The sequence below is a fragment of the Pigmentiphaga sp. YJ18 genome (assembly GCF_038066655.1).
In the GTDB taxonomy this organism is placed as follows: domain Bacteria; phylum Pseudomonadota; class Gammaproteobacteria; order Burkholderiales; family Burkholderiaceae_B; genus Pigmentiphaga.
Map to the genome: position 1 here is coordinate 1,649,331 of NZ_JBBUKU010000001.1, position 20,262 is coordinate 1,669,592.

The 20,262-nt window shown below is 65.9% G+C and carries 22 protein-coding genes and 1 pseudogene; 20 read left to right on the forward strand and 3 right to left on the reverse strand.

Annotation, left to right across the window (positions count from 1 at the left end; all coding sequences use genetic code 11):
* From rpsL to rpsQ, 15 genes and pseudogenes are all read left to right on the forward strand, one after another.
* Nucleotides 1-69, forward strand: a pseudogene (gene rpsL / locus WKR98_RS08050) (30S ribosomal protein S12); the annotation flags it as partial.
* Nucleotides 70-221: 152 nt separating this feature from the next.
* Entirely contained in the window at nucleotides 222-692 is a 471-nt protein-coding gene (gene rpsG / locus WKR98_RS08055) for a 30S ribosomal protein S7 (protein WP_087838326.1), read from the forward strand.
* A 78-nt stretch (nucleotides 693-770) separates the two neighbouring features.
* Nucleotides 771-2,873 carry an elongation factor G gene (gene fusA / locus WKR98_RS08060; protein ID WP_124687614.1) on the forward strand — a complete coding sequence of 701 codons (2,103 nt, stop codon included), beginning with the start codon at nucleotides 771-773 and terminating at the stop codon, nucleotides 2,871-2,873.
* A gap of 55 nt (nucleotides 2,874-2,928) precedes the next feature.
* Nucleotides 2,929-4,119 (forward strand): elongation factor Tu, encoded by a 1,191-nt coding sequence (gene tuf, locus WKR98_RS08065; protein WP_124687615.1) that lies wholly within the window; start codon nucleotides 2,929-2,931, stop codon nucleotides 4,117-4,119.
* Between the two features lie 138 nt (nucleotides 4,120-4,257).
* Nucleotides 4,258-4,569: a 30S ribosomal protein S10 gene (gene rpsJ / locus WKR98_RS08070; RefSeq protein ID WP_087779994.1), complete on the forward strand. Its 312-nt coding sequence runs from the start codon at nucleotides 4,258-4,260 to the stop codon at nucleotides 4,567-4,569.
* Nucleotides 4,570-4,817: 248 nt separating this feature from the next.
* Complete coding sequence (gene rplC, locus WKR98_RS08075) at nucleotides 4,818-5,510, forward strand: 50S ribosomal protein L3 (protein ID WP_087838323.1); 693 nt, start codon at nucleotides 4,818-4,820, stop codon at nucleotides 5,508-5,510.
* Nucleotides 5,511-5,512: 2 nt separating this feature from the next.
* Nucleotides 5,513-6,136 (forward strand): 50S ribosomal protein L4, encoded by a 624-nt coding sequence (gene rplD / locus WKR98_RS08080; protein ID WP_087838322.1) that lies wholly within the window; start codon nucleotides 5,513-5,515, stop codon nucleotides 6,134-6,136.
* Entirely contained in the window at nucleotides 6,133-6,432 is a 300-nt protein-coding gene (gene rplW / locus WKR98_RS08085; protein WP_087779997.1) for a 50S ribosomal protein L23, read from the forward strand. Before rplD ends, rplW begins: the two co-directional genes overlap by 4 nt.
* Nucleotides 6,433-7,260, forward strand: a complete 828-nt coding sequence (gene rplB, locus WKR98_RS08090; RefSeq protein ID WP_124687616.1) for a 50S ribosomal protein L2 — start codon at nucleotides 6,433-6,435, stop codon at nucleotides 7,258-7,260.
* A gap of 12 nt (nucleotides 7,261-7,272) precedes the next feature.
* Complete coding sequence (rpsS, locus tag WKR98_RS08095; RefSeq protein WP_087838320.1) at nucleotides 7,273-7,548, forward strand: 30S ribosomal protein S19; 276 nt, start codon at nucleotides 7,273-7,275, stop codon at nucleotides 7,546-7,548.
* A gap of 5 nt (nucleotides 7,549-7,553) precedes the next feature.
* Nucleotides 7,554-7,883, forward strand: coding sequence for a 50S ribosomal protein L22 (gene rplV, locus WKR98_RS08100; RefSeq protein ID WP_087838319.1), 330 nt, complete (start codon nucleotides 7,554-7,556; stop codon nucleotides 7,881-7,883).
* 9 nt (nucleotides 7,884-7,892) lie between these two features.
* Nucleotides 7,893-8,753: a 30S ribosomal protein S3 gene (gene rpsC / locus WKR98_RS08105; RefSeq protein WP_341432597.1), complete on the forward strand. Its 861-nt coding sequence runs from the start codon at nucleotides 7,893-7,895 to the stop codon at nucleotides 8,751-8,753.
* 2 nt (nucleotides 8,754-8,755) lie between these two features.
* Nucleotides 8,756-9,172 carry a 50S ribosomal protein L16 gene (gene rplP, locus WKR98_RS08110; RefSeq protein WP_087780002.1) on the forward strand — a complete coding sequence of 139 codons (417 nt, stop codon included), beginning with the start codon at nucleotides 8,756-8,758 and terminating at the stop codon, nucleotides 9,170-9,172.
* A gap of 10 nt (nucleotides 9,173-9,182) precedes the next feature.
* A complete protein-coding gene (rpmC, locus tag WKR98_RS08115; protein WP_087838317.1) occupies nucleotides 9,183-9,374 on the forward strand; it encodes a 50S ribosomal protein L29 in 192 nt (63 codons plus the stop codon).
* 2 nt (nucleotides 9,375-9,376) lie between these two features.
* Complete coding sequence (rpsQ, locus tag WKR98_RS08120) at nucleotides 9,377-9,640, forward strand: 30S ribosomal protein S17 (protein WP_124687618.1); 264 nt, start codon at nucleotides 9,377-9,379, stop codon at nucleotides 9,638-9,640.
* 92 nt (nucleotides 9,641-9,732) lie between these two features.
* On the opposite strand, the gene WKR98_RS08125 is transcribed toward rpsQ, so the two are convergent.
* Nucleotides 9,733-10,575 carry an IclR family transcriptional regulator gene (locus WKR98_RS08125; protein WP_341432598.1) on the reverse strand — a complete coding sequence of 281 codons (843 nt, stop codon included), beginning with the start codon at nucleotides 10,573-10,575 and terminating at the stop codon, nucleotides 9,733-9,735.
* Between the two features lie 170 nt (nucleotides 10,576-10,745).
* Between WKR98_RS08125 and WKR98_RS08130 the strand changes: the two genes are divergently transcribed.
* Both WKR98_RS08130 and WKR98_RS08135 read left to right on the forward strand, forming a co-directional pair.
* Nucleotides 10,746-11,534 (forward strand): RraA family protein, encoded by a 789-nt coding sequence (locus WKR98_RS08130; protein WP_124687620.1) that lies wholly within the window; start codon nucleotides 10,746-10,748, stop codon nucleotides 11,532-11,534.
* Nucleotides 11,535-11,590: 56 nt separating this feature from the next.
* Nucleotides 11,591-12,556: a Bug family tripartite tricarboxylate transporter substrate binding protein gene (locus WKR98_RS08135; RefSeq protein ID WP_341432599.1), complete on the forward strand. Its 966-nt coding sequence runs from the start codon at nucleotides 11,591-11,593 to the stop codon at nucleotides 12,554-12,556.
* 33 nt (nucleotides 12,557-12,589) lie between these two features.
* Here the strand turns inward: WKR98_RS08135 and bglX are convergent, their stop codons facing one another.
* Complete coding sequence (bglX, locus tag WKR98_RS08140; RefSeq protein ID WP_341432600.1) at nucleotides 12,590-14,884, reverse strand: beta-glucosidase BglX; 2,295 nt, start codon at nucleotides 14,882-14,884, stop codon at nucleotides 12,590-12,592.
* Nucleotides 14,885-15,303: 419 nt separating this feature from the next.
* On the opposite strand from bglX, the gene WKR98_RS08145 reads away from it, so the two are divergent.
* Nucleotides 15,304-16,824, forward strand: coding sequence for a glucan biosynthesis protein G (locus WKR98_RS08145; RefSeq protein WP_124692193.1), 1,521 nt, complete (start codon nucleotides 15,304-15,306; stop codon nucleotides 16,822-16,824).
* A gap of 40 nt (nucleotides 16,825-16,864) precedes the next feature.
* Nucleotides 16,865-17,815 carry a dioxygenase family protein gene (locus tag WKR98_RS08150; protein ID WP_124687623.1) on the forward strand — a complete coding sequence of 317 codons (951 nt, stop codon included), beginning with the start codon at nucleotides 16,865-16,867 and terminating at the stop codon, nucleotides 17,813-17,815.
* A 10-nt stretch (nucleotides 17,816-17,825) separates the two neighbouring features.
* Here the strand turns inward: WKR98_RS08150 and WKR98_RS08155 are convergent, their stop codons facing one another.
* Entirely contained in the window at nucleotides 17,826-19,004 is a 1,179-nt protein-coding gene (locus tag WKR98_RS08155) for an MFS transporter (RefSeq protein WP_124687624.1), read from the reverse strand.
* Nucleotides 19,005-19,112: 108 nt separating this feature from the next.
* On the opposite strand from WKR98_RS08155, the gene WKR98_RS08160 reads away from it, so the two are divergent.
* Nucleotides 19,113-20,102 (forward strand): LysR family transcriptional regulator, encoded by a 990-nt coding sequence (locus tag WKR98_RS08160; protein ID WP_341432601.1) that lies wholly within the window; start codon nucleotides 19,113-19,115, stop codon nucleotides 20,100-20,102.
* Nucleotides 20,103-20,262 lie beyond the last annotated feature (160 nt).

Below are 20,262 nucleotides of genomic sequence, written 5' to 3' on the forward strand. Positions count from 1 at the left end.
CTGCAAGGCGTGAAGGATCGCAAGCAGTCCCGCTCGAAGTACGGCGCCAAGCGCCCCAAGAAGGCCTGATCTCCGGGTCTTGCCGCTTTACCCGTTGCGTTGCCGCGTCCTGATTCGCAGGGGCGGCGCGAGTAAGGGGCCCGTCGGGGCGCAAGCCCAACATGACAGGCCACGGCCGTAGGCGAAAGCCCGCGGTTCAACTGAAGACATAGGAAGTAGAAATGCCTCGTCGTCGCGAAGTACCCAAGCGTGAAATCCTGCCCGATCCCAAGTTCGGCAGCGTTGAACTCGCCAAATTCATGAACGTCGTCATGCTCTCCGGCAAGAAGGCCGTTGCAGAGCGGATCGTTTACGGCGCCCTCGAACAAATCCAGACCAAGACCGGCAAGGACCCCATCGAGGTGTTCGGTCAGGCGATCGGCAACGTCAAGCCCATCGTCGAGGTCAAGAGCCGCCGGGTCGGCGGCGCCAACTACCAAGTGCCGGTTGAAGTGCGCCCCGTGCGCCGCCTGGCCTTGGCTATGCGTTGGGTTCGCGAGGCCGCCAAGAAGCGTGGCGAGAAGTCCATGGACCTGCGCCTGGCCGGCGAGCTGATGGACGCATCCGAAGGCCGCGGCGGCGCGGTCAAGAAGCGCGACGACACGCACAAGATGGCCGAAGCCAACAAGGCATTCAGCCACTTCCGCTGGTAAGCAGCACTCTTCGTTTCTCAAATGGCCCGCGGCTGATCGCCGTGGGCCAACCAGTCCAGTCACCAAGGAAATCCGATCATGGCCCGCAAGACCCCGATCGAGCGCTACCGCAACATCGGCATCTCTGCGCACATCGACGCAGGGAAGACCACTACCACCGAACGTATCCTGTTCTATACGGGCGTCAACCACAAGCTTGGCGAAGTGCACGACGGCGCCGCCACGATGGACTGGATGGAGCAGGAGCAGGAACGCGGCATCACGATCACCTCGGCTGCCACCACCTGCTTCTGGAAGGGCATGGCGGGCAATTATCCCGAGCATCGCTTCAACATCATCGACACCCCGGGGCACGTGGACTTCACGATTGAAGTCGAGCGCTCCATGCGCGTGCTCGACGGCGCCTGCATGGTGTATTGCGCCGTGGGCGGCGTGCAGCCCCAGTCGGAAACCGTCTGGCGCCAGGCCAACAAGTACGGCGTGCCCCGTCTCGCGTTCGTCAACAAGATGGACCGTACCGGCGCGAACTTCTTCAAGGTCTACGAGCAGATGCGTCTGCGCCTGAAGGCCAACCCGATCCCGCTGCAAGTGCCGATCGGCGCCGAAGACTCGTTCAAGGGCGTGGTCGACCTGGTCAAGATGAAGGCCATCCTGTGGGATGACGCCAGCCAGGGCACCAAGTTCGAATACGGCGACATCCCCGCCGAGCTGGCCGATACCTGCAGCGAATGGCACGAGAAGCTGGTCGAGGCGGCTGCCGAGTCGTCCGAAGAGCTGATGAACAAGTACCTGGAATCCGGTGAACTGTCGGAAGCCGAGATCAAGTCCGCCATCCGCCAGCGCACCATCGCCGGCGAGATCCAGCCCATGCTGTGCGGCACCGCCTTCAAGAACAAGGGCGTGCAGGCCATGCTGGACGCGGTCATCGACTATCTGCCCTCGCCGGTCGACATCCCCCCGGTCGACGGTACCGACGAGAACGACCAGCCGGTGGTCCGCAAGGCCGACGACAAGGAAAAGTTTTCGGCGCTGGCGTTCAAGCTGATGACGGATCCGTTCGTCGGCCAGTTGACCTTCATCCGCGTGTACTCGGGCGTGCTGAACTCCGGCGACACCGTCTACAACGCGATCAAGGGCAAGAAAGAGCGCGTCGGCCGTATTCTGCAGATGCACGCCAACCAGCGTGAAGAAATCAAGGAAGTGCTGGCGGGCGACATCGCCGCGGCCGTGGGCCTGAAGGACGTCACGACCGGCGAAACGCTGTGCGATCCGGAATCGATCGTCACGCTGGAAAAGATGGAGTTCCCCGAGCCCGTGATCGCGCAGGCCGTCGAACCCAAGACCAAGGCCGACCAGGAAAAGATGGGCATCGCCCTGAACCGCCTGGCCGCCGAGGATCCGTCGTTCCGCGTGCGTACCGATGAAGAATCGGGCCAGACCATCATTGCCGGCATGGGCGAGCTCCACCTGGAAATCCTGGTCGACCGCATGAAGCGCGAATTCGGCGTGGACGCCAACGTCGGCAAGCCCCAGGTGGCCTACCGCGAAACCATACGCAAGGTCTGCGAAGAATCCGAAGGCAAGTTCGTCAAGCAGTCGGGCGGTCGCGGCCAGTACGGCCACGTGGTGCTGAAGGTCGAGCCGCAGGAAGCCGGCAAGGGCTTCGAGTTCGTCGACGCGATCAAGGGCGGCGTGGTGCCCCGTGAATTCATCCCGGCCGTGGAAAAGGGTTGTATCGACACCCTGCAGGCGGGCGTGATGGCCGGTTATCCGGTGGTGGACGTCAAGGTCACGCTGTTCTTCGGTTCGTACCACGACGTGGACTCGAACGAAAACGCGTTCAAGATGGCCGCCTCGATGGCCTTCAAGGACGGCATGCGCAAGGCCAACCCCGTGCTGCTCGAGCCCATGATGGCCGTGGAAGTCGAGACGCCGGAAGACTACGCCGGTACCGTGATGGGCGATCTGTCCTCGCGGCGCGGCATGGTCCAGGGCATGGACGACATGGTCGGCGGCGGCAAGGTCATCAAGGCCGAGGTTCCCCTGGCCGAGATGTTCGGTTATTCCACCGCGCTGCGTTCCGCGACCCAGGGTCGTGCGACGTACACGATGGAATTCAAGCACTACGCGGAAGCGCCGAAGAACGTCGCCGACGCAATCATCAGCGCCCGCGCCAAGTAATTGGCGACAGGCAAGTAATCGTTAAATCTCCAGGCAAACTGCAGGAAGAGAGAACATGGCAAAAGGCAAGTTTGAGCGTACCAAGCCGCACGTGAACGTGGGCACGATCGGTCACGTTGACCACGGCAAGACGACGCTGACGGCGGCGATCACGACGGTGCTGTCGAAGCAGTTCGGCGGCGAGGCGAAGGCGTACGACCAGATCGACGCGGCGCCGGAAGAGAAGGCGCGTGGTATCACGATCAACACGGCGCACGTGGAATACGAGACGCAGACGCGGCACTACGCGCACGTTGATTGCCCGGGCCACGCGGACTACGTGAAGAACATGATCACGGGTGCGGCGCAGATGGACGGCGCGATCCTGGTGGTGTCGGCCGCTGACGGCCCGATGCCGCAGACGCGCGAGCACATCCTGCTGTCGCGCCAGGTTGGCGTGCCGTACATCATCGTGTTCCTGAACAAGGCGGACCTGGTTGACGACGCCGAGCTGCTGGAACTGGTGGAAATGGAAGTTCGCGAGCTGCTCTCGAAGTACGACTTCCCGGGCGACGATACGCCGATCGTGAAGGGTTCGGCCCGTCTGGCGCTGGAAGGCGACAAGGGCGAACTGGGCGAGCCGGCCATTCTGCAACTGGCGGCAGCGCTGGACTCGTACATTCCGACGCCCGAGCGGGCGGTCGATGGCGCGTTCCTGATGCCGGTGGAAGACGTGTTCTCGATCTCGGGTCGCGGCACGGTGGTGACGGGTCGTATCGAGCGGGGCATCGTCAAGGTCGGCGAGGAAATCGAAATCGTCGGTATCAAGGACACGGTCAAGACGACGTGCACGGGCGTGGAAATGTTCCGCAAGCTGCTGGATCAGGGCCAGGCGGGCGACAACGTCGGTATTCTGCTGCGCGGCACCAAGCGTGAAGACGTCGAGCGGGGCCAGGTTCTGGCCAAGCCCGGTTCGATCACGCCGCACACGGAGTTCTCGGCCGAGGTGTACGTGCTGTCGAAGGAAGAAGGCGGCCGTCACACGCCGTTCTTCAACGGCTATCGTCCCCAGTTCTACTTCCGCACGACGGACGTGACGGGCACGATCGAGCTGCCCAAGGACAAGGAAATGGTGCTGCCGGGCGACAACGTGTCGATCACGGTCAAGCTGCTGGCTCCCATCGCCATGGAAGAAGGCCTGCGCTTCGCCATCCGTGAAGGCGGTCGTACCGTCGGCGCCGGCGTGGTCGCTAAAATTATTGCTTGATTTTAAGGGTCTCCCTTAAAAAAACGGCCCCACCCAGGACGCCGCGGATCCGGCTCTGCCGGTCCGCCAGCGTCGCCCCCCAGGGGGGCGCGCGTAAGCGCGTAGGGGGGGGTCCAACATCGCTCTTTAGGATATTTCATGAAAAAGCAGAAGATTCGCATCCGCCTCAAGGCGTTCGATTACAAGCTCATCGACCAGTCGGCCGCCGAGATCGTCGAAACCGCCAAGCGCACGGGTGCCGTGGTCCGTGGTCCGGTTCCCCTGCCGACCCGTATCCGCCGCTACGATCTGCTGCGTTCGCCGCACGTCAACAAGACGTCGCGCGACCAGTTCGAGATCCGCACCCATCAGCGCCTGATGGACATCGTGGATCCCACCGACAAGACCGTGGACGCGTTGATGCGCCTGGACCTGCCGGCTGGCGTGGATGTGGAAATCGCTTTGCAGTGACGTGGTATTTGCGCCCGGGGCTTGAAAAGGCTGCCGGGCGCAGGCTATACTAGCCGGCTAGCCCGTGGGTAAACCCCATGGGCTTTTGGCACGTATTTATTCCGGCGGGGGGTTCCCCGGCATTTTTCCCGGATCGTGCCGCCAGCAATCCTCATCGCATCAATGTTGGCGCAGCGCCTCTGGCGTTGCTGTCCGGCGCCGCACCTCGGTGTGACGCCATTTTTAGCCCCGGCCAATCGTAGTCGGGAATGGAGAAAACGATGTCGACCCAATCGACGGCCTCCACGCCAGCCGCATTCCGGCTCGGCCTGGTGGGTCGCAAGGTTGGCATGACCCGCATTTTCACGGACGATGGCGAATCCATCCCCGTGACCGTGCTGGACGTGTCGAACAACCGTGTGACCCAGGTCAAATCCCCGCAAACGGACGGTTATGCCGCCGTTCAGGTCACGTTCGGTACGCGCCGTGCTTCGCGCGTCACCAAGCCCCTTACCGGCCACTTCGCGAAAGCGGGTGCCGAAGCGGGCAGCGTGCTCAAAGAATTCCGCCTTGATCCGGCCAAAGCGGCCGAGTTCGCTCCGGGCGCAGTCATCACCGTGGAATCGGTCTTCACGGTCGGCCAGAAGGTCGACGTGACGGGCACGACCATCGGTAAGGGCTTCTCGGGCGCGATCAAGCGTCACAATTTCTCGTCGAACCGCGCTTCGCACGGTAACTCGGTGTCGCACAACTCGGCCGGCTCCATTGGTATGGCGCAGGATCCGGGCCGCGTGTTTCCGGGCAAGAAGATGGCCGGCCACTACGGCGACGTCACCCGCACCGTGCAGAACCTCGACGTGATCCGCGTGGACGCCGAACGCGGCCTGCTGCTGGTCCGTGGCGCCGTCCCGGGCCATGCCGGCGCGAACATCGTCGTTCGTCCCGCTGTGAAAGGAGCCTGAACATGGCAGATCTCAAGCTCCTGAATGACCAGGGCCAGGTCGCTGCGACCGTCAGCGCCCCCGATACGGTCTTCGGCCGCGAATTCAACGAAGCGCTGGTGCACCAGGTCGTTGTCGCCTACCAGGCCAACGCCCGCAGCGGCAACCGCGCCCAGAAGGATCGCACGGAAGTCAAGCACTCCACCAAGAAGCCCTGGCGCCAGAAGGGTACCGGCCGCGCTCGCGCCGGTATGACCTCGTCGCCGCTGTGGCGTGGGGGTGGTCGCATTTTCCCGAATTCGCCTGAAGAAAACTTCAGCCAGAAAGTGAACAAGAAGATGTACCGCGCCGGTGTGCGGTCGATCTTGTCGCAGCTGGCCCGCGAAGACCGGATCGCGATCGTCGAGAACTTCGTGGTCGATTCGCCCAAGACCAAGGTGGCCGCCGACAAGCTCAAGAGCCTGGGCTTGAACTCGGTCCTCATCATTACCGATACGGTTGACGAAAACCTCTATCTGGCCACGCGCAATCTGCCGCACGTGGCGGTGGTCGAGTCCCGTTATGCCGATCCGCTGTCGCTGATCCACTACAACAAAGTGTTGATCACCAAGCCCGCGATCGCTCAGCTCGAGGAGATGCTGGGATGAGCAACGACCGTCTGCTCCAGGTTCTGCTGGCCCCGATCGTCTCTGAAAAGAGCACGTTCATCGCCGACAAGAACCAGCAAGTGGCTTTCCGCGTCCTGCAAGACGCCACCAAGCCGGAAATCAAGGCTGCCGTCGAACTGCTCTTCAAGGTGCAGGTCGAGTCCGTGCAGGTTCTCAATACCAAGGGCAAAGTCAAGCGCTTTGGCCGCTTCATCGGTCGCCGTCGCAACGAGCGCAAGGCGTACGTGTCGCTGAAGCCGGGTCAGGAAATCGACTTTGCGCAGGAGGTGAAGTAAATGCCCCTCGTCAAGCTGAAGCCGACTTCCGCCGGTCGCCGCGCGATGGTGAAGGTGGTTCACCCCCACCTGCACAAAGGTCGCCCGCTCGACAGTCTGCTCGAAAAGCAGATGCAGAATGCCGGCCGCAACAACAACGGCCATATCACCACGCGTCATCGCGGCGGTGGTCACAAGCAGCATTACCGTGTGGTCGATTTCAAGCGCACCAAGGACGGCATCCCGGCCAAGGTCGAGCGCATCGAATACGATCCCAACCGTACGGCGCACATCGCTCTGTTGTGCTACGCCGACGGCGAACGTCGCTACATCATCGCCCCGCGCGGTCTTGAAGTCGGCGCCACGCTGGTGTCTGGTAGCGAAGCGCCCATCCGCGCTGGCAATACCCTGCCGATCCGCAACATCCCGGTCGGTAGCACCATCCACTGCGTGGAAATGATCCCCGGCAAGGGTGCCCAGATGGTGCGCTCGGCGGGTGGATCGGCCGTGCTGCTGGCCCGTGAAGGTACCTACGCCCAGGTTCGCCTGCGTTCGGGCGAAGTCCGCAAGGTGCACATCGAGTGCCGTGCGACCATCGGCGAAGTCAGCAACGAAGAGCATGGCCTGCGCCAGATCGGCAAGGCCGGTGCCACCCGTTGGCGCGGCATTCGCCCCACCGTTCGCGGTGTTGCCATGAACCCGATCGACCACCCGCACGGTGGTGGTGAAGGCCGTACTGGCGAAGCCCGTGAGCCGGTCAGCCCCTGGGGCACTCCGTCCAAGGGTTTCAAGACCCGCCGCAACAAGCGGACGAGCAATATGATCGTCCAGCGGCGCAAGAAGAAGTAAGCGAGGCGAGCCATGTCACGTTCGATTAAGAAAGGCCCGTTTGTCGACCTGCACCTTCTGAAGAAGGTTGAGTCGGCCACGGCCGGAAAAGACAAGCGCCCGATCAAGACCTGGTCGCGTCGTTCCACGATCCTGCCCGAGTTCATCGGTCTGACGATCGCGGTTCACAATGGTCGCCAGCATGTTCCCGTGTATGTCAACGAGAACATGGTCGGTCACAAACTCGGCGAGTTCGCGCTGACCCGTACGTTCAAGGGCCACGCTGCGGACAAGAAGGCCAAGAGGTAAGCGCGATGGAAACCACTGCGATTGTTCGTGGCGTACGCGTGTCGGCCCAGAAGGCCCGTCTGGTCGCGGATATGATCCGCGGCAAGTCGGTGGCCCAGGCCATCAACATTCTGACGTTCACGCCCAAGAAGTCCGCCGGCATCATCAAGAAGGCGGTCGAATCCGCCATCGCGAATGCCGAGCACAACGACGGTGCCGATATCGACGAGCTGAAGGTGAAAACCATCTACGTCGACAAAGGTGCGTCGCTCAAGCGTTTCGACGCCCGCGCCAAGGGCCGAGGCGTCAAGATCGAGAAGCAGACCTGCCACATCGTGGTCAAGGTCGGCAGCTAAGGAGCCACGATGGGACAGAAAATTCACCCGACCGGGTTCCGTCTCTCGGTCAGCCGTAACTGGTCTTCCCGCTGGTACGCCAGCGGAAGCGCCTACGCCGGCATGCTGGCGGAAGACATCAAGGTCCGCGAATACCTGAAGAAGAAGCTGAAAGGCGCTTCGGTGGGTCGCGTGATCATCGAGCGTCCTGCCAAGAACGCGCGCGTCACGGTCTACTCGGCTCGTCCGGGTGTCGTGATCGGCAAGAAGGGCGAGGACATCGAGATCCTGAAGGCCGATCTGCAGCGTCTGATGGGCGTGCCCGTGCACGTCAACATCGAAGAAATCCGCAAGCCGGAAGTCGACGCCCAGCTGATCGCCGATTCGATCGCCCAGCAGCTCGAAAAGCGCATCATGTTCCGCCGGGCGATGAAGCGCGCCATGCAGAACGCCATGCGCCTGGGTGCCCAGGGCATCAAGATCATGAGCGCCGGTCGCCTGAACGGTATCGAGATCGCCCGTACGGAATGGTATCGCGAAGGCCGTGTGCCGCTGCACACCCTGCGCGCCAACATCGACTACGGCACGTCCGAAGCCGGTACGACCTATGGTCTGATCGGTATCAAGGTGTGGGTCTACAAGGGCGACACGCTGGGCTCGGCCGAGCTGGCCGCCGCCCCTGAAGCAACCAAGGACGAAGAGCGCAAGCCGCGCCGCGGCCCGCGTAACGACCGTCCGGGCAATCGCCCCGGCGCCGGTCGTGGTCGCGGCGGCCGCCGGCCCGAAGGCGAGGCAGCAGCTGCTGCCGCGCCCGAGGGCGGTGCCCGGCGTGCGCCGCGCAAGCCGGCTGCTGCTGCTGATGCGGCCGCGCCTGCCAAAGACGGAGAATAAGCATGCTGCAGCCATCGCGCAGGAAATACCGCAAGGAACAAAAGGGCCGCAATACCGGCCTGGCTACGCGCGGCGCCAACGTTTCGTTCGGCGAATTCGGTCTGAAGGCCACGGGTCGTGGTCGCCTGACCGCTCGCCAGATCGAGTCGGCCCGTCGTGCCATCACCCGCCACATCAAGCGTGGCGGCCGTATCTGGATCCGCGTCTTCCCGGACAAGCCGATCTCGCAAAAGCCCGCCGAAGTCCGGATGGGTAACGGCAAGGGTAACCCGGAGTACTGGGTCGCCGAGATCCAGCCCGGCAAGGTGCTGTATGAAATGGAAGGCGTCAACGAAGAACTGGCGCGCGAGGCGTTCCGCCTGGCGGCTGCCAAGCTTCCGATCTCGACCGTCTTCGTGACGCGTCATCTCGGAACGTAAGGAGATAGCAATGAAGGCAAGCGAACTCCGTTCGAAAGACGCCGGCGAGCTCGGCAAGGAGCTCGAGGGTCTGCTTAGGGCTCAGTTCAGTCTGCGTATGCAACTGGCTACCCAGCAGCTTTCCAACACCAGCCAGCTCGGCAAGGTGCGTCGCGACATCGCGCGCGTCCGTACCGTGCTGCGCGAGAAAGCCGGGAAGTAATCATGAGCGAAACCAAGCTGAAGCGTACGCTGACCGGTCGTGTGGTCAGCGACAAGATGAACAAGACGGTAACCGTGATGGTCGAGCGGCGGGTCAAGCACCCGCTGTACGGCAAGATCGTCGTCCGGTCCGCCAAGTACCACGCTCACGACGAAACCAACCAGTACAAGACCGGTGATCTGGTCGAGATCTCGGAAACCCGTCCGGTTTCCAAGACCAAGGCCTGGTCGGTGGTCCGTCTGGTCGAAGCCGCACGCATCATCTGATCCGCGCAGGCTAGACGGGCATCGCAAGATGCCCGGCGAAAAAAAGCCGTGGAGGCAACTCCGCGGCTTTTTTGTTTTGGAGCTCGGATGGCTCAGCCGGCCGGCGGGGGCGCGTCGCCGTTGGACAGGCGTTGTTCGAGTTCGCCTATGCGCGCCGCATCGGCCTGCAAGCGGGGCACGAGCGCCAGCGCCTGGGCGCGTTCGGCTTCGGTATGGGCGGACAGCAGCAGCAAGCTGCCCGTTACCTGCCCGTCGGCATGGCGCACCGGAACGGCCAGCGCCAGGATGCGCGGATTGCGCCTGCCTACCGTGGCCACGTAGCCCTGCTTGCGGATGGTTGCCAGGGCGCCGCGGAATTCCTGCCAGTCCTGGCCCAGCCCCGATTCGGCGATCTCGGCCTGCTTGGCCAGATACAAGGCGCGGATCTGGTGCGGGGCCAGGTTGGCCAGGATGGCTTGCGAGCCCGCGCCCTGGAACAAGGGGAAGGCGGACCCACGGCCGCGATACAGCGGCATGCGTTCCCCGTCGTGGGTGATGTGGCTGGAGCCGACCTGGTGGGTGCACAGCACGCGATCGTTGTACAGGGTACAGAGCAGCAGCGCGCGGTTGTCGCAGATGTCCGCCATGCCGGCCATGACCGATTTGCCGGCATTCAGCAGGGGGTCCGACTGCTGCAGCAGCCTTTCGAGCTCGACGATGCGCGAGCCCAGCGAATAGCGGCCCTTGCCCCGCTGCGCCAGCAGCCCGCGGTCGCTCAATTCCTGCAGATACCGATAACAGGTGGAGCGCCCCACGCCCAGCCGCGCCGCCACGTCGTCCACCTGGACCTGCAGGTTGTCGGCCGTGAAGAGATCGAGAATGTTCAACAGGCGGCCCACCGCGCTTTCGCCGGTGGCCGGCGGGGGTGTGGCATCGGCCGGGGTGGAAGGGGGCACGGTTGAAGTGGAGGAGCGGGCAGGCATCGGCACGGGTGGAATCGGGATTTTCCTATGATCGCACAACATGGCACTTCTCTGCGAATCCGGGAAAATAAGAAATTCTCTTTTTGACGGAAAAATTTATTTCTCTTATTATGCGAAAAAATTATCCGACGAAAGGAAACGTCATGAGCCGAGAGGAAGTGCTGAAGGATTACGAGGAATACCGGAGCCAGGGCCGGATCTGGGGCCAGGTGCCGGTCGAGCGCATCACCCGCATCAAATTTCCGCGCGTTTCGCGGGCGGTCGTGGAGCGTTACCTGGCGCTGCCGGACCTGACCACCACCGTGTCCGACCTGCTGGACGGCTTCGGGGTGAGCGGCGTGGTGGCCGCCTCGCACATCAAACCGCTGCAAAGCGGCAGGAAGATCGTGGGCCACGCCGTCACCCTGCGCTCCATGCCCGAGCGCAAGACGCCCACTCAGGGCTATCTGGACAAGGAGCCCATCAAGATGTCCACGCGCGAGATCTACTACCTGTCCGAGCCGGGCGACGTGCTGGTGGCCGACTTCGGCGGTGATCTGAACGTCTCGAACATGGGCGGGCAATCGGCGCTGGTGGCCAAGACTCACGGGTTCGCGGGCGCGATCGTCAACGGCGCGGTGCGCGACCTGCCGGCCATCCGCGAGATCGACTATCCGGTCTGGGCCGCGGGCGTGACGCCCATCACCGGCAAGTTCAGGATGGAGGCCATGGAGATCAACGGACCGGTGCGCGTGCACGACGTCGTGGTCTATCCGGGCGACCTGATCGTGGCCGACGATTCGGGCATCTGCGTGGTGCCGGCCCAGTTCATCGAACCGTTGATCGACGAAGCCGAGAAGGTCGGCGGCGCCGAGGACCAGATGCGGGAGCTGATCGTGTCCAAGGCGCCCATTTCCGAACTGCGCCCCTTGTTCCGCAAGCGCTACGACTGACCGCGACCATCGGGACGGCCGCGTGGGCCGTCCCAGGACAAGAACAGGAGACTTTCATGCATCGCTTGCGTATTCTTGCGCCGCTGCTGCTGGCGGCGCCGTGGTCCATGGCGCTTGCTCAGCCTTTTCCCTCGGCCCCGGTCAAGCTGGTGGTGCCGTTCGCGCCGGCGGGCGGCACGGATGCCGTGGCCCGCGCGGTGGCGCAGTCGCTCGGCAAGCAGCTGGGACAGCCGGTCATCGTCGAGAACCGGCCGGGCGCGGCCGGGGCGCTGGGGTCGCTGGCCGTGGTGCGGGCACCGGCCGACGGCTATACCCTCTTGCTGGGCAGCAATGGCCCCATCGCCATCAGTCCCAGCCTGGATCCCAAGCTTCCCTACGACCCCGCGCGCGACCTGCGCCCGGTGGCGGCGGTGGCCGCGGTGCCGTTCATGCTGGTGGCGAACCGCAACCTGCCGGCCGATGACGTGAAGGGGCTGGTGGAGCTGGCCCGGCGCAAGCCCGGGGCCATCAACTTCGCCTCGCCCGGCACGGGCACGACCAACCATCTGGTGGGAGAGCTGCTCAAGACGATGGCCAAGGTGGAGATGGTCCACATTCCCTACAAGGGCGCTTCGCCGGCGATGAACGACGTCGCCAGCGGCGTGGTGCAGTTCATGTCGGGCGACATCAACACCTTGCTGCCCATGATCCAGGGCGGCCGGCTCAAGCCCCTGGCGGTCACGGGCGCCGCGCGCAGCAGCCTGGTGCCCGACGTGCCCACGGTGGCCGAGAGCGGCATCGCGGGTTTCGAGGCCACCGGCTGGTTCGGCCTGTTTGCGCCGGCCGCGACGCCGGGCCCCGTGGTGGACCGGCTGGCCGCCGCCGTCGCCGCGGCGCTGAAGGATCCGGAGGTGGATGAGCGCATCAAGGCCTTGGGGGGCGCGCCGCTGGCGCTGTCGGGCGATGCCTTCGGCGCCTACGCGGCCAAGGAACGCGCCAAGTGGAAGCAGGTCATCGACGCCCACCAGATCAAGCCCGACTAGCGGGCGGCCGCCCGGCGGGGCGGCTCGCCTGCGTCAGCGCAGCGCGAAGCCTGCGCGCTTGACGTCCTGGGAGTCCAGTCCGATCTGGACCTCGAAGTCTCCGGATTCCGCGACGTACTGGAGGCGGGCATCGTAGAACTTCAGGTCGTCCTCGTCGATCTCGAAGCGCACGGTGCGCATCTCGCCCGGGTCCAGCGCGACGCGCTGGAAATCCCGCAGTTCCTTCACCGGCCGCACGACCGAGGCGGCCGCGTCGTGGATGTATAGCTGCACCACCGTCTCGCCGCGCCGCGTGCCGGTGTTCTTCAGGTTGACCTGGGCTCCGAGCTTGCCGCCCCGGGCCATCGTGGCGCCGTCCAGCACGACGTCCGACAGGCTGAAATCGGTGTAGCTCAGGCCGTACCCGAACGGGTAGAGCGGTCCGTTCTTTTCCTCGAAGTACTGCGAGGTGTAGTTGCCCGGCTTGCCTTCGACGAAGGGCCGGCCCACGCGGGGATGGTTGTAGTAGGTCGGGATCTGGCCGATCGAGCGGGGGAAGGAGATGGGCAGCTTGCCGGCCGGGTTGTAGTCGCCGAACACGACGTCGGCGATGGCGTGGCCGCCCTCGGAGCCGCTGTACCAGGTCTCGAGTAGGGCGTCGGCGTTGGCGCTTTCCCATTGCAGGTCCAGCGGCCGGCCGTTCATCAGCACCAGCACCAGCGGCTTGCCCGTGGCCTTGAGCGCATGCAGCAGCGCGCGCTGGCTGGCGGGGATGTCCAGGCGGGTGCGGCTGGACGATTCGTGCGACATGCCGCGCGATTCGCCCACCGCGGCGACGATGACGTCGGCTTGCCGGGCGATGCGGACGGCCTCGGCGATCATGTCGGCGGGCGGCCGCGGGTCCTGGAAAACTTCCTTGTGGTCCCAGTTCAGGAAGTTCAGGTAGTCGACCATGCGCGCATCGTCGGTGACGTTGGCTCCGCGCGCGTACAGCAGGCGGCCCTGGCCGCGCATCGCTTCTTCCATGCCTCGTCGCAGCGTGACCGACGACTCGCTCTTGCCGGCCGCCGACCAGCTGCCCATCATGTCCAGCGGCGAATCGGCCAGCGGGCCCACCAGCGCGACGGTGGCCGTCCTGCCCAGGGGCAGCGTCCGGTTGCGGTTCTCCAGCAGGACCAGCGACTTGCGCGCCACCTCGCGCGCGTCGGCGCGGTGCATGCGGCTTTCGGCATAAAGATCGGGCGGATCGTCGGCCGCGGCGCCGATGCGCAGGTAGGGATCGTGGAACAGGCCCATGTCGTACTTGGCGCTCAGCACGTTGCGCACCGAGCGGTCGATCTCGGCCACGGTGACCTCGCCCGACTTCACCAGGCCCGGCAGTTCCTGGAGATACAGCGTATCGGCCATGCTCATGTCCACGCCCGCCTTGATGGCTAGCCGCGCGGCTTCGCGGTCGTCGCGCGCCACGCCATGGCGGACCAGTTCGGTGATGGCGCCGTGGTCGCTGATGGCGATGCCGCGAAAGCCCCAATCCTTGCGCAGCAGGTCCTGCAGCAGCCAGGTGTTGGCGCTGGCGGGGATGCCGTTGATGGAGTTCAGCGCCACCATCACGCCGCCGGCGCCGGCGTCGATGGCCGCGCGGTAGGGGGGCAGGTAGTCCTGGTACATGCGCAGCGGGCTCATGTCGACCACGTTGTAGTCGCGGCCGCCTTCGACCGCGCCGTACAGCGCGAAGTGCTTGACGCTGGCCATGATGCTGTCGGCGCGCGCCGGCGACGGGCCCTGGTAGCCCTTGACGGTGGCCCGCGCGATGCGCGAGACGAGGTAGGGGTCTTCGCCGAAACCTTCCGAGGTGCGGCCCCAGCGCGGATCGCGCGAGATGTCCACCATGGGAGCGAAAGTCATGTCCAGGCTGTCGGCGGCGGCCTCGATGGCGGACACGCGCGCGGCGCGTTCGATACCGCCCATGTCCCAGCTCGACGCCAGGCCCAGGCCGATGGGGAAGATGGTCCGGTGGCCGTGCACGACGTCGTAGGCGAAGAACAGCGGGATCCGGAGCCGGCTGTTCCTGGCCGCGGCATCCTGCATCATGCGGTTGTCGACGTGGACCACCGAGTTGAACGTGCCGCCGATGCGGCCGGCGGCGATTTCCTTGGCGATCTTCTCGCGCGGCATGTCGGGGCCTATGCTGATCAGGCGCAGTTGGCCGATCTTCTCGTCCAGCGTCATCTGCGACATCAGGTCGGCGATGAAGGCCTCCTTGTCGTTCAGCAGAGCCGGATTGGCCGCGGCGTGGGCGCCGCAGGCGAGCAGGAAGCCGCACAGGCCCAGGGCGAGCCGTCTTGCCATCGACCTGCCTGCGGCGCCGGCGGTCCCGCGCGGGGGGCGGGCGAGGGAAAGATTGCGGGGAAGGCGGAATCGGTGGGAAGAGCTTGGCGCCAAGTGGTCGTCCTCCATGGGGCGGGGTCGTCCGATTGTACGGGTGCACGGCGCGATTCTGCGCCCGCGCGCCCTGGCGCGGCGCCTGGCTGTGATACTTTCCGTTTCGCCCGCGCCGCGTGGCGGCGGGGCGCGCGGGCGGTGACGCGCCAGACGGCTTGTTACAACCGCGTCCGTCCGGGCTGCCGGGATCAAGGAATCATCGGGCCTTGCGGCGGTCGTAACCCGACTCGGGGTTTCATCGACCACATCGTTCCAGGGAGAAACTAGTGGGTTTTGCAGACGTAGCCACCTTCGCGCGCAACAGGTTCGCGCCTGTCTCGCTCGGGATCGCCACGGTCTTGTTGTCCTTGCTGGGCGCGGCCGCGGCACACGCCTTTTCGCTCGACGACGTGACGGCGCGCGCCAGGACGCTCGCCGACCGGGCCTACCAGGCACCGGTCAGCAACCTGCCGCCGGCCTTCAGCAAGATGCAGTTCGCCGACTATCTGCGCATCCAGCCGCGCCGCGACCAGTTCGAGTGGCACGACCGCGACACGCCGTTCAGGCTGGCGTTCTACCACCAGGGCATGCATTTCTCCACACCGGTCGGCATCAACGAGGTGGTCGACGGCCAGGTCCACGAGATCAAGTACGACCCCGCCAAGTTCGATTTCGGCGGCATGTCCTTCGATGCGGACACGACGCGCAACCTGGGCTACGCGGGCTTTCGCGTGCTCTATCCCATCAATCGCGACGGCGTGCACGACGAGATCATGAGCATGCTGGGCGCGAGCTATTTCCGCGTGATCGGCAAGGGCCAGGTGTACGGCCTGTCGGCGCGCGGACTGGCGCTGGACACCGCGTGGAAGGACGGCATGGCCGAGGAATTCCCGCGCTTTCGCGAGTTCTGGATCGAGCGGCCCAAGCCCCAGGACCGCTTCCTGGTGATCTACGCCCTGATGGATTCGCCGCGCGCCACCGGCGCCTATCGCTTCGTGCTGCGTCCGGGCGAGGATGCCGTGCTGGATGTCGAGTCGCGCGTGTTCCTGCGCGGCCAGATCAACAAGCTGGGCGTCGCGCCGCTGACCAGCATGTTCCTGTACGGCCCGAACCAGGGCGTGCGGGGCAACAACTTCCGTCCGGCGCTGCACGACTCCAACGGCCTGGCTATCCACACCGGCAGCGGCGAGTGGCTGTGGCGCCCCCTGAACAACCCGCCCACGCTGTCGGTCAGTTCCTTCCAGGTGGCCGATCCCAAGGGCTTCGGCCTGCTGCAGCGGGGGCACGAGTTCTCGCGCTACGAGGACCTGGCCGACCGCTACGACCTGCGCCCCAGCGCCTGGATAGAGCCCAAGGGGAACTGGGGGCCGGGCAAGGTGGAGCTGGTCGAGATCCCGACGGCGGACGAGACCAATGACAACATCGTCGCGTTCTGGACGCCCGACGTGCTGCCGCCCAAGGGCCAGCCCATGCGCCACGATTACCGCATCCACTGGACGATGGACGAGCCCGCGCTGATCAAGAAGGACGTGGGCTGGGTCAAGCAGACCCTGCGTACCGACGGCGAGATCCGCCAGGCCAACCTGATCCGCCACCTGGACGGCAGCACGGCCCTGATCGTCGACTTCGAGGGGCCGGTGCTGGCGCGGCTCTCGCCCGACGCCCCGGTGGGGGCCGAAGTCAGCGTGGGCGACAACGCCGAGCTGATGGAAAACGTCCTGCAGCGCAACCCCGCCATCCAGGGCTGGCGCCTGACGCTGCGGGTCAAGGTCAAGGATCCGAAACGGCCGGTCGAGATGCGGGCCGCGCTGGTCGAGGGCAAGCGAGCGCTGACCGAGACCTGGAGCTATCAGCTGCCGGCGCGGTAATCTGGAGGGTCCGCAAGCCGAGTTTCCCGACGGACCCACCATGATCATCAAGAACCAGGAAGACGTCACCCGCGCGGTGCTGGCCGAGGCCGCCCGCGCGCCCGATGCGCGTTTCCGCGAAATCCTGTCGGCGGGTATCCGCCATCTGCATGCCTTCGCGCGCGAGGCGCGGCTGACCGAGGCGGAGTTCCACCAGCTGTGCGGCGTGATCGCGCGGCTGGGGCAGGCGACCACCGCCTCGCACAACGAGGTGGTGCTGGCCGCCGGTTCGCTGGGGCTGTCTTCGCTGGTCTGCCTGCTCAACAACGGCGACAACGGACAGACCGAGACCACCGCCAATCTGATGGGGCCGTTCTGGCGCATGGGCTCGCCGCAGACGCCCAACGGCGGCTCCATCGTGCGGTCCCCCACACCGGGCGATCCGGTATTCGTCCAGGCCTGGGTGCGCGACCGCGAGGGCCGGCCGGTCCAGGGCGCCGAGGTCGACGTCTGGCACAGTTCGACCGAGGGCTTCTACGAGAACCAGGACCCATCGCAGGGCGACATGAACCTGCGCGGCAAGTTCACCACCGACGGCGACGGCCGCATCGCGTTCCGCAGCATCAAGCCCGCCGGCTATCCGATCCCGGTGACCGGGCCCGTGGGCGAGCTGATCCAGGCCCAGGGCCGGCACAACATGCGCCCGGCCCACATCCACTTCATGATCCACAAGCCCGGCTTCAAGACCCAGTTCTCGCAGGTCTATTCCAGCGACGATCCCAACCTGGAGACCGACGTGCAGTTCGGCGTCACGCAGGCGCTGGTGGGGCGATACGTACTGCACGACAGCGCCGCCGAGCCCGCGCCCGACCCCGAACTGCGGGGCAGGTGGTATTCGATGGACCACCACTTCGTGATCGAGCCCGGCGAGGCCCGGCTGCCCCGGCCGCCCATCACCGGCAAGGCGGACGGCGAGCGGCCCGTCCTGACCGTGCTGTCGCGGCATCCTTGACGGGCATGCTTCAGGCGCACTGCTGCGGCTGGCCGAGGGCCGGCGCCGAGACCGACATCCGGCCGCTCCACAGCGCCAGCAGCAGGCCCACGCCCGTGAGCGCGGCGCCGGCCCAGCCCACGGACACCAGGCCCAGGCCCGACAGGGTCAGGCCGCCCACCCAGGCACCCAGGGCATTGCCCAGGTTGAAGGCGGCGATGTTCAGGCTGGAGACCAGCGTGGCGCCGGCGGGGCCGGCCTGCTGCAGCACCCGCATCTGCATCGGGGCGACGGTGGCGAAGGCCACGGTGCCCAGCACGATGGTGTAGGCCATGGCCATCAGGGGCTGGCCGAAGGCCCAGGGGCCGAGCGCCAGCGCCGCCATCAGTCCGGCGGTGGTCAGCAGCAGCGCCCGCATGACGCCGCGATCGGCCATGCGTCCGCCCAGCAGATTGCCGGCGGCCAGGCCCGCGCCGAACAGCAGCAGCGTGACCGCGACCAGGTTGTCGCTCATGCCGGTGACCTGCTTGAGCAGCGGCTCGATATAGGTATAGAGCGCGAACACGCCGGCAAAGCCGAACACGGTGATGCCCAGGCCCGCCCAGACCTGGACGCGGCCCAGCACGGCCAGTTCCTGGCCCAGCGGCGAGGGCTGCGGACGGCCCTGATCGCGCGGGACGAACAGGGCCAGGATGGCGTAGGCGGCCAGGCCCACCACGGCCACCGCGACGAAGGCCGAGCGCCAGCCGAAGTGCTGGCCGATCCAGGCGCCGGCGGGAACGCCCAGCAGGGTGGCCAGCGTCAGGCCCGAGAACATCAGCGCGATGGCCGAGGCCCGCTTGTGGGCCGGAACCAGGCCGGTCGCGACCACGGCGCCCACGCCGAAGAAGGTGCCGTGCGTGAGCGAGGTCAGCATGCGGGCGGCCATCAGCCAGCCATAGCCGGGCGCCGCCGCGGCCGCGACGTTGCCGGCGATGAAGATGAGCATCAGCGACAGCAGCAGCCGCTTGCGGGGCCAGGTCCGCGTCAGCAGCGTCAGCACGGGCGCGCCCACGGCGACGCCGATCGCGTAGCCCGAGATCAGCGTGCCCGCCGTGGGAAGGGAGATACCCAGGTCCGTGCTGACCTGGGTCAGCAGGCCCATGATGATGAATTCCGTGGTGCCGATGCCGAAGGCACCGGCGGCTAGCGCCATTAAAGAGAGCGGCATGGTTGCGTCCTGTATGCGGATTTCGTTCGACAGCGACACTGTGGGGGTGGGCGTGATCCTTGTGTAGATGGAATAATGGAACGACATTTGTTCCTATAAGGAAAAGCTGTGCCGACATCCGACAAGGCCGTCCGCAACCGCACCGAGCCGGCCCCGGGGGAGGCCAATCGGTCGGGCGAGCTGGAGACCTTCGTGCTGGTGGCCGAACGCGGCAGCCTGTCGGCGGCGGCGCGCCGGCTGGGGGTCTCGCCCTCGGCCGTGAGCAAGGTCATGTCCCGGCTGGAGGCACGGCTGGGCGTGCAGCTCCTGCAACGCAGCACCCGGCGGGTGCTGCTGACGGCCGAAGGCACCCAATACTATGAGCAGGGCAAGCGCGTGCTGGCCGACCTGGACGAACTGGAAACCTCGGTGGCGGGGCAGGCCGAACCCCGCGGGCTGGTGCGGATCACCGCCAGCACGTCGACCGGGCAGACGCTGCTGGGGCCGCTGATTCCGCGGTTGCTGGCGGCGCATCCCGGGCTGCGGCTGGACCTGAGCTTCACCGACCAGGTCGTGGACCTGCTGGAAGCGGGGGTCGACATCGCGATCCGCTGGGGGCGGCTGCCCGCCTCGGACGTGGTGGCGCGGCTCCTGGGCCGCACCCGCCAGGTCGTCGTCGGCAGTCCGGGCTATCTTGCCGCCCACGGCGTCCCCCGGCATCCCGACGACCTGCGCACCCATCTGCGCCTGGGCTGGAACTACCGGCGCGAGGTGCCGCGCTGGCCTTTCGAGGTGGACGGGCGGCGGATCGAGGTCGAGATCGGCGAGATCGTCCGGGTCAACGACGGCGAGGTGATGCGCCGGCTGGCCCTGGACGGCGCCGGGCTGGCCCGCCTGTCGGTCTACCATGCCTGGGACGACCTGCGGGCCGGCCGCCTGGTGCCCGTGCTGGAGTCCTGCAATACGGGCGACCTCGAACCCATCCATGCCATCTACATGGGCAAGCCTGGCCGGCTGCCGCCCCGCACCCGGGCGGTGCTGGATTTCCTGCAGGCCAGCGTCGACCTGCGATACGCCGAACGGACCCCGCCGCGGGAGGGTGCGGAAGGCGGTGGCTGAGAGGGGCGGGGGTGTGGGGGATATCCCGACAAAAGGCTTGCTAAGTGGTTGCTTGCCGGGTATGATGGCAGGCTTACCTATGGGTTCGTGCCTTTTTGCCAGCCGTGCGCGTGGCGGGGGGCGGGAGTCCGGGGTGGGTAGTAACTGGCCTGGCACCGCG

Coding starts and splice junctions, on each gene's coding strand:
- rplC (WP_087838323.1), top strand. CDS start 4,818: ATGGAGAAAACGATGTCGACCCAATCGACGGCCTCCACGCCAGCCGCA.
- WKR98_RS08155 (WP_124687624.1), bottom strand. CDS start 19,004: ATGCCGCTCTCTTTAATGGCGCTAGCCGCCGGTGCCTTCGGCATCGGC.
- bglX (WP_341432600.1), bottom strand. CDS start 14,884: ATGGCAAGACGGCTCGCCCTGGGCCTGTGCGGCTTCCTGCTCGCCTGC.
- WKR98_RS08130 (WP_124687620.1), top strand. CDS start 10,746: ATGAGCCGAGAGGAAGTGCTGAAGGATTACGAGGAATACCGGAGCCAG.
- WKR98_RS08135 (WP_341432599.1), top strand. CDS start 11,591: ATGCATCGCTTGCGTATTCTTGCGCCGCTGCTGCTGGCGGCGCCGTGG.
- rpsC (WP_341432597.1), top strand. CDS start 7,893: ATGGGACAGAAAATTCACCCGACCGGGTTCCGTCTCTCGGTCAGCCGT.
- WKR98_RS08150 (WP_124687623.1), top strand. CDS start 16,865: ATGATCATCAAGAACCAGGAAGACGTCACCCGCGCGGTGCTGGCCGAG.
- rpsG (WP_087838326.1), top strand. CDS start 222: ATGCCTCGTCGTCGCGAAGTACCCAAGCGTGAAATCCTGCCCGATCCC.
- fusA (WP_124687614.1), top strand. CDS start 771: ATGGCCCGCAAGACCCCGATCGAGCGCTACCGCAACATCGGCATCTCT.
- rplB (WP_124687616.1), top strand. CDS start 6,433: ATGCCCCTCGTCAAGCTGAAGCCGACTTCCGCCGGTCGCCGCGCGATG.
- rplP (WP_087780002.1), top strand. CDS start 8,756: ATGCTGCAGCCATCGCGCAGGAAATACCGCAAGGAACAAAAGGGCCGC.
- rpsQ (WP_124687618.1), top strand. CDS start 9,377: ATGAGCGAAACCAAGCTGAAGCGTACGCTGACCGGTCGTGTGGTCAGC.
- rpmC (WP_087838317.1), top strand. CDS start 9,183: ATGAAGGCAAGCGAACTCCGTTCGAAAGACGCCGGCGAGCTCGGCAAG.
- rpsJ (WP_087779994.1), top strand. CDS start 4,258: ATGAAAAAGCAGAAGATTCGCATCCGCCTCAAGGCGTTCGATTACAAG.
- rplV (WP_087838319.1), top strand. CDS start 7,554: ATGGAAACCACTGCGATTGTTCGTGGCGTACGCGTGTCGGCCCAGAAG.
- rplW (WP_087779997.1), top strand. CDS start 6,133: ATGAGCAACGACCGTCTGCTCCAGGTTCTGCTGGCCCCGATCGTCTCT.
- tuf (WP_124687615.1), top strand. CDS start 2,929: ATGGCAAAAGGCAAGTTTGAGCGTACCAAGCCGCACGTGAACGTGGGC.
- rpsS (WP_087838320.1), top strand. CDS start 7,273: ATGTCACGTTCGATTAAGAAAGGCCCGTTTGTCGACCTGCACCTTCTG.
- rplD (WP_087838322.1), top strand. CDS start 5,513: ATGGCAGATCTCAAGCTCCTGAATGACCAGGGCCAGGTCGCTGCGACC.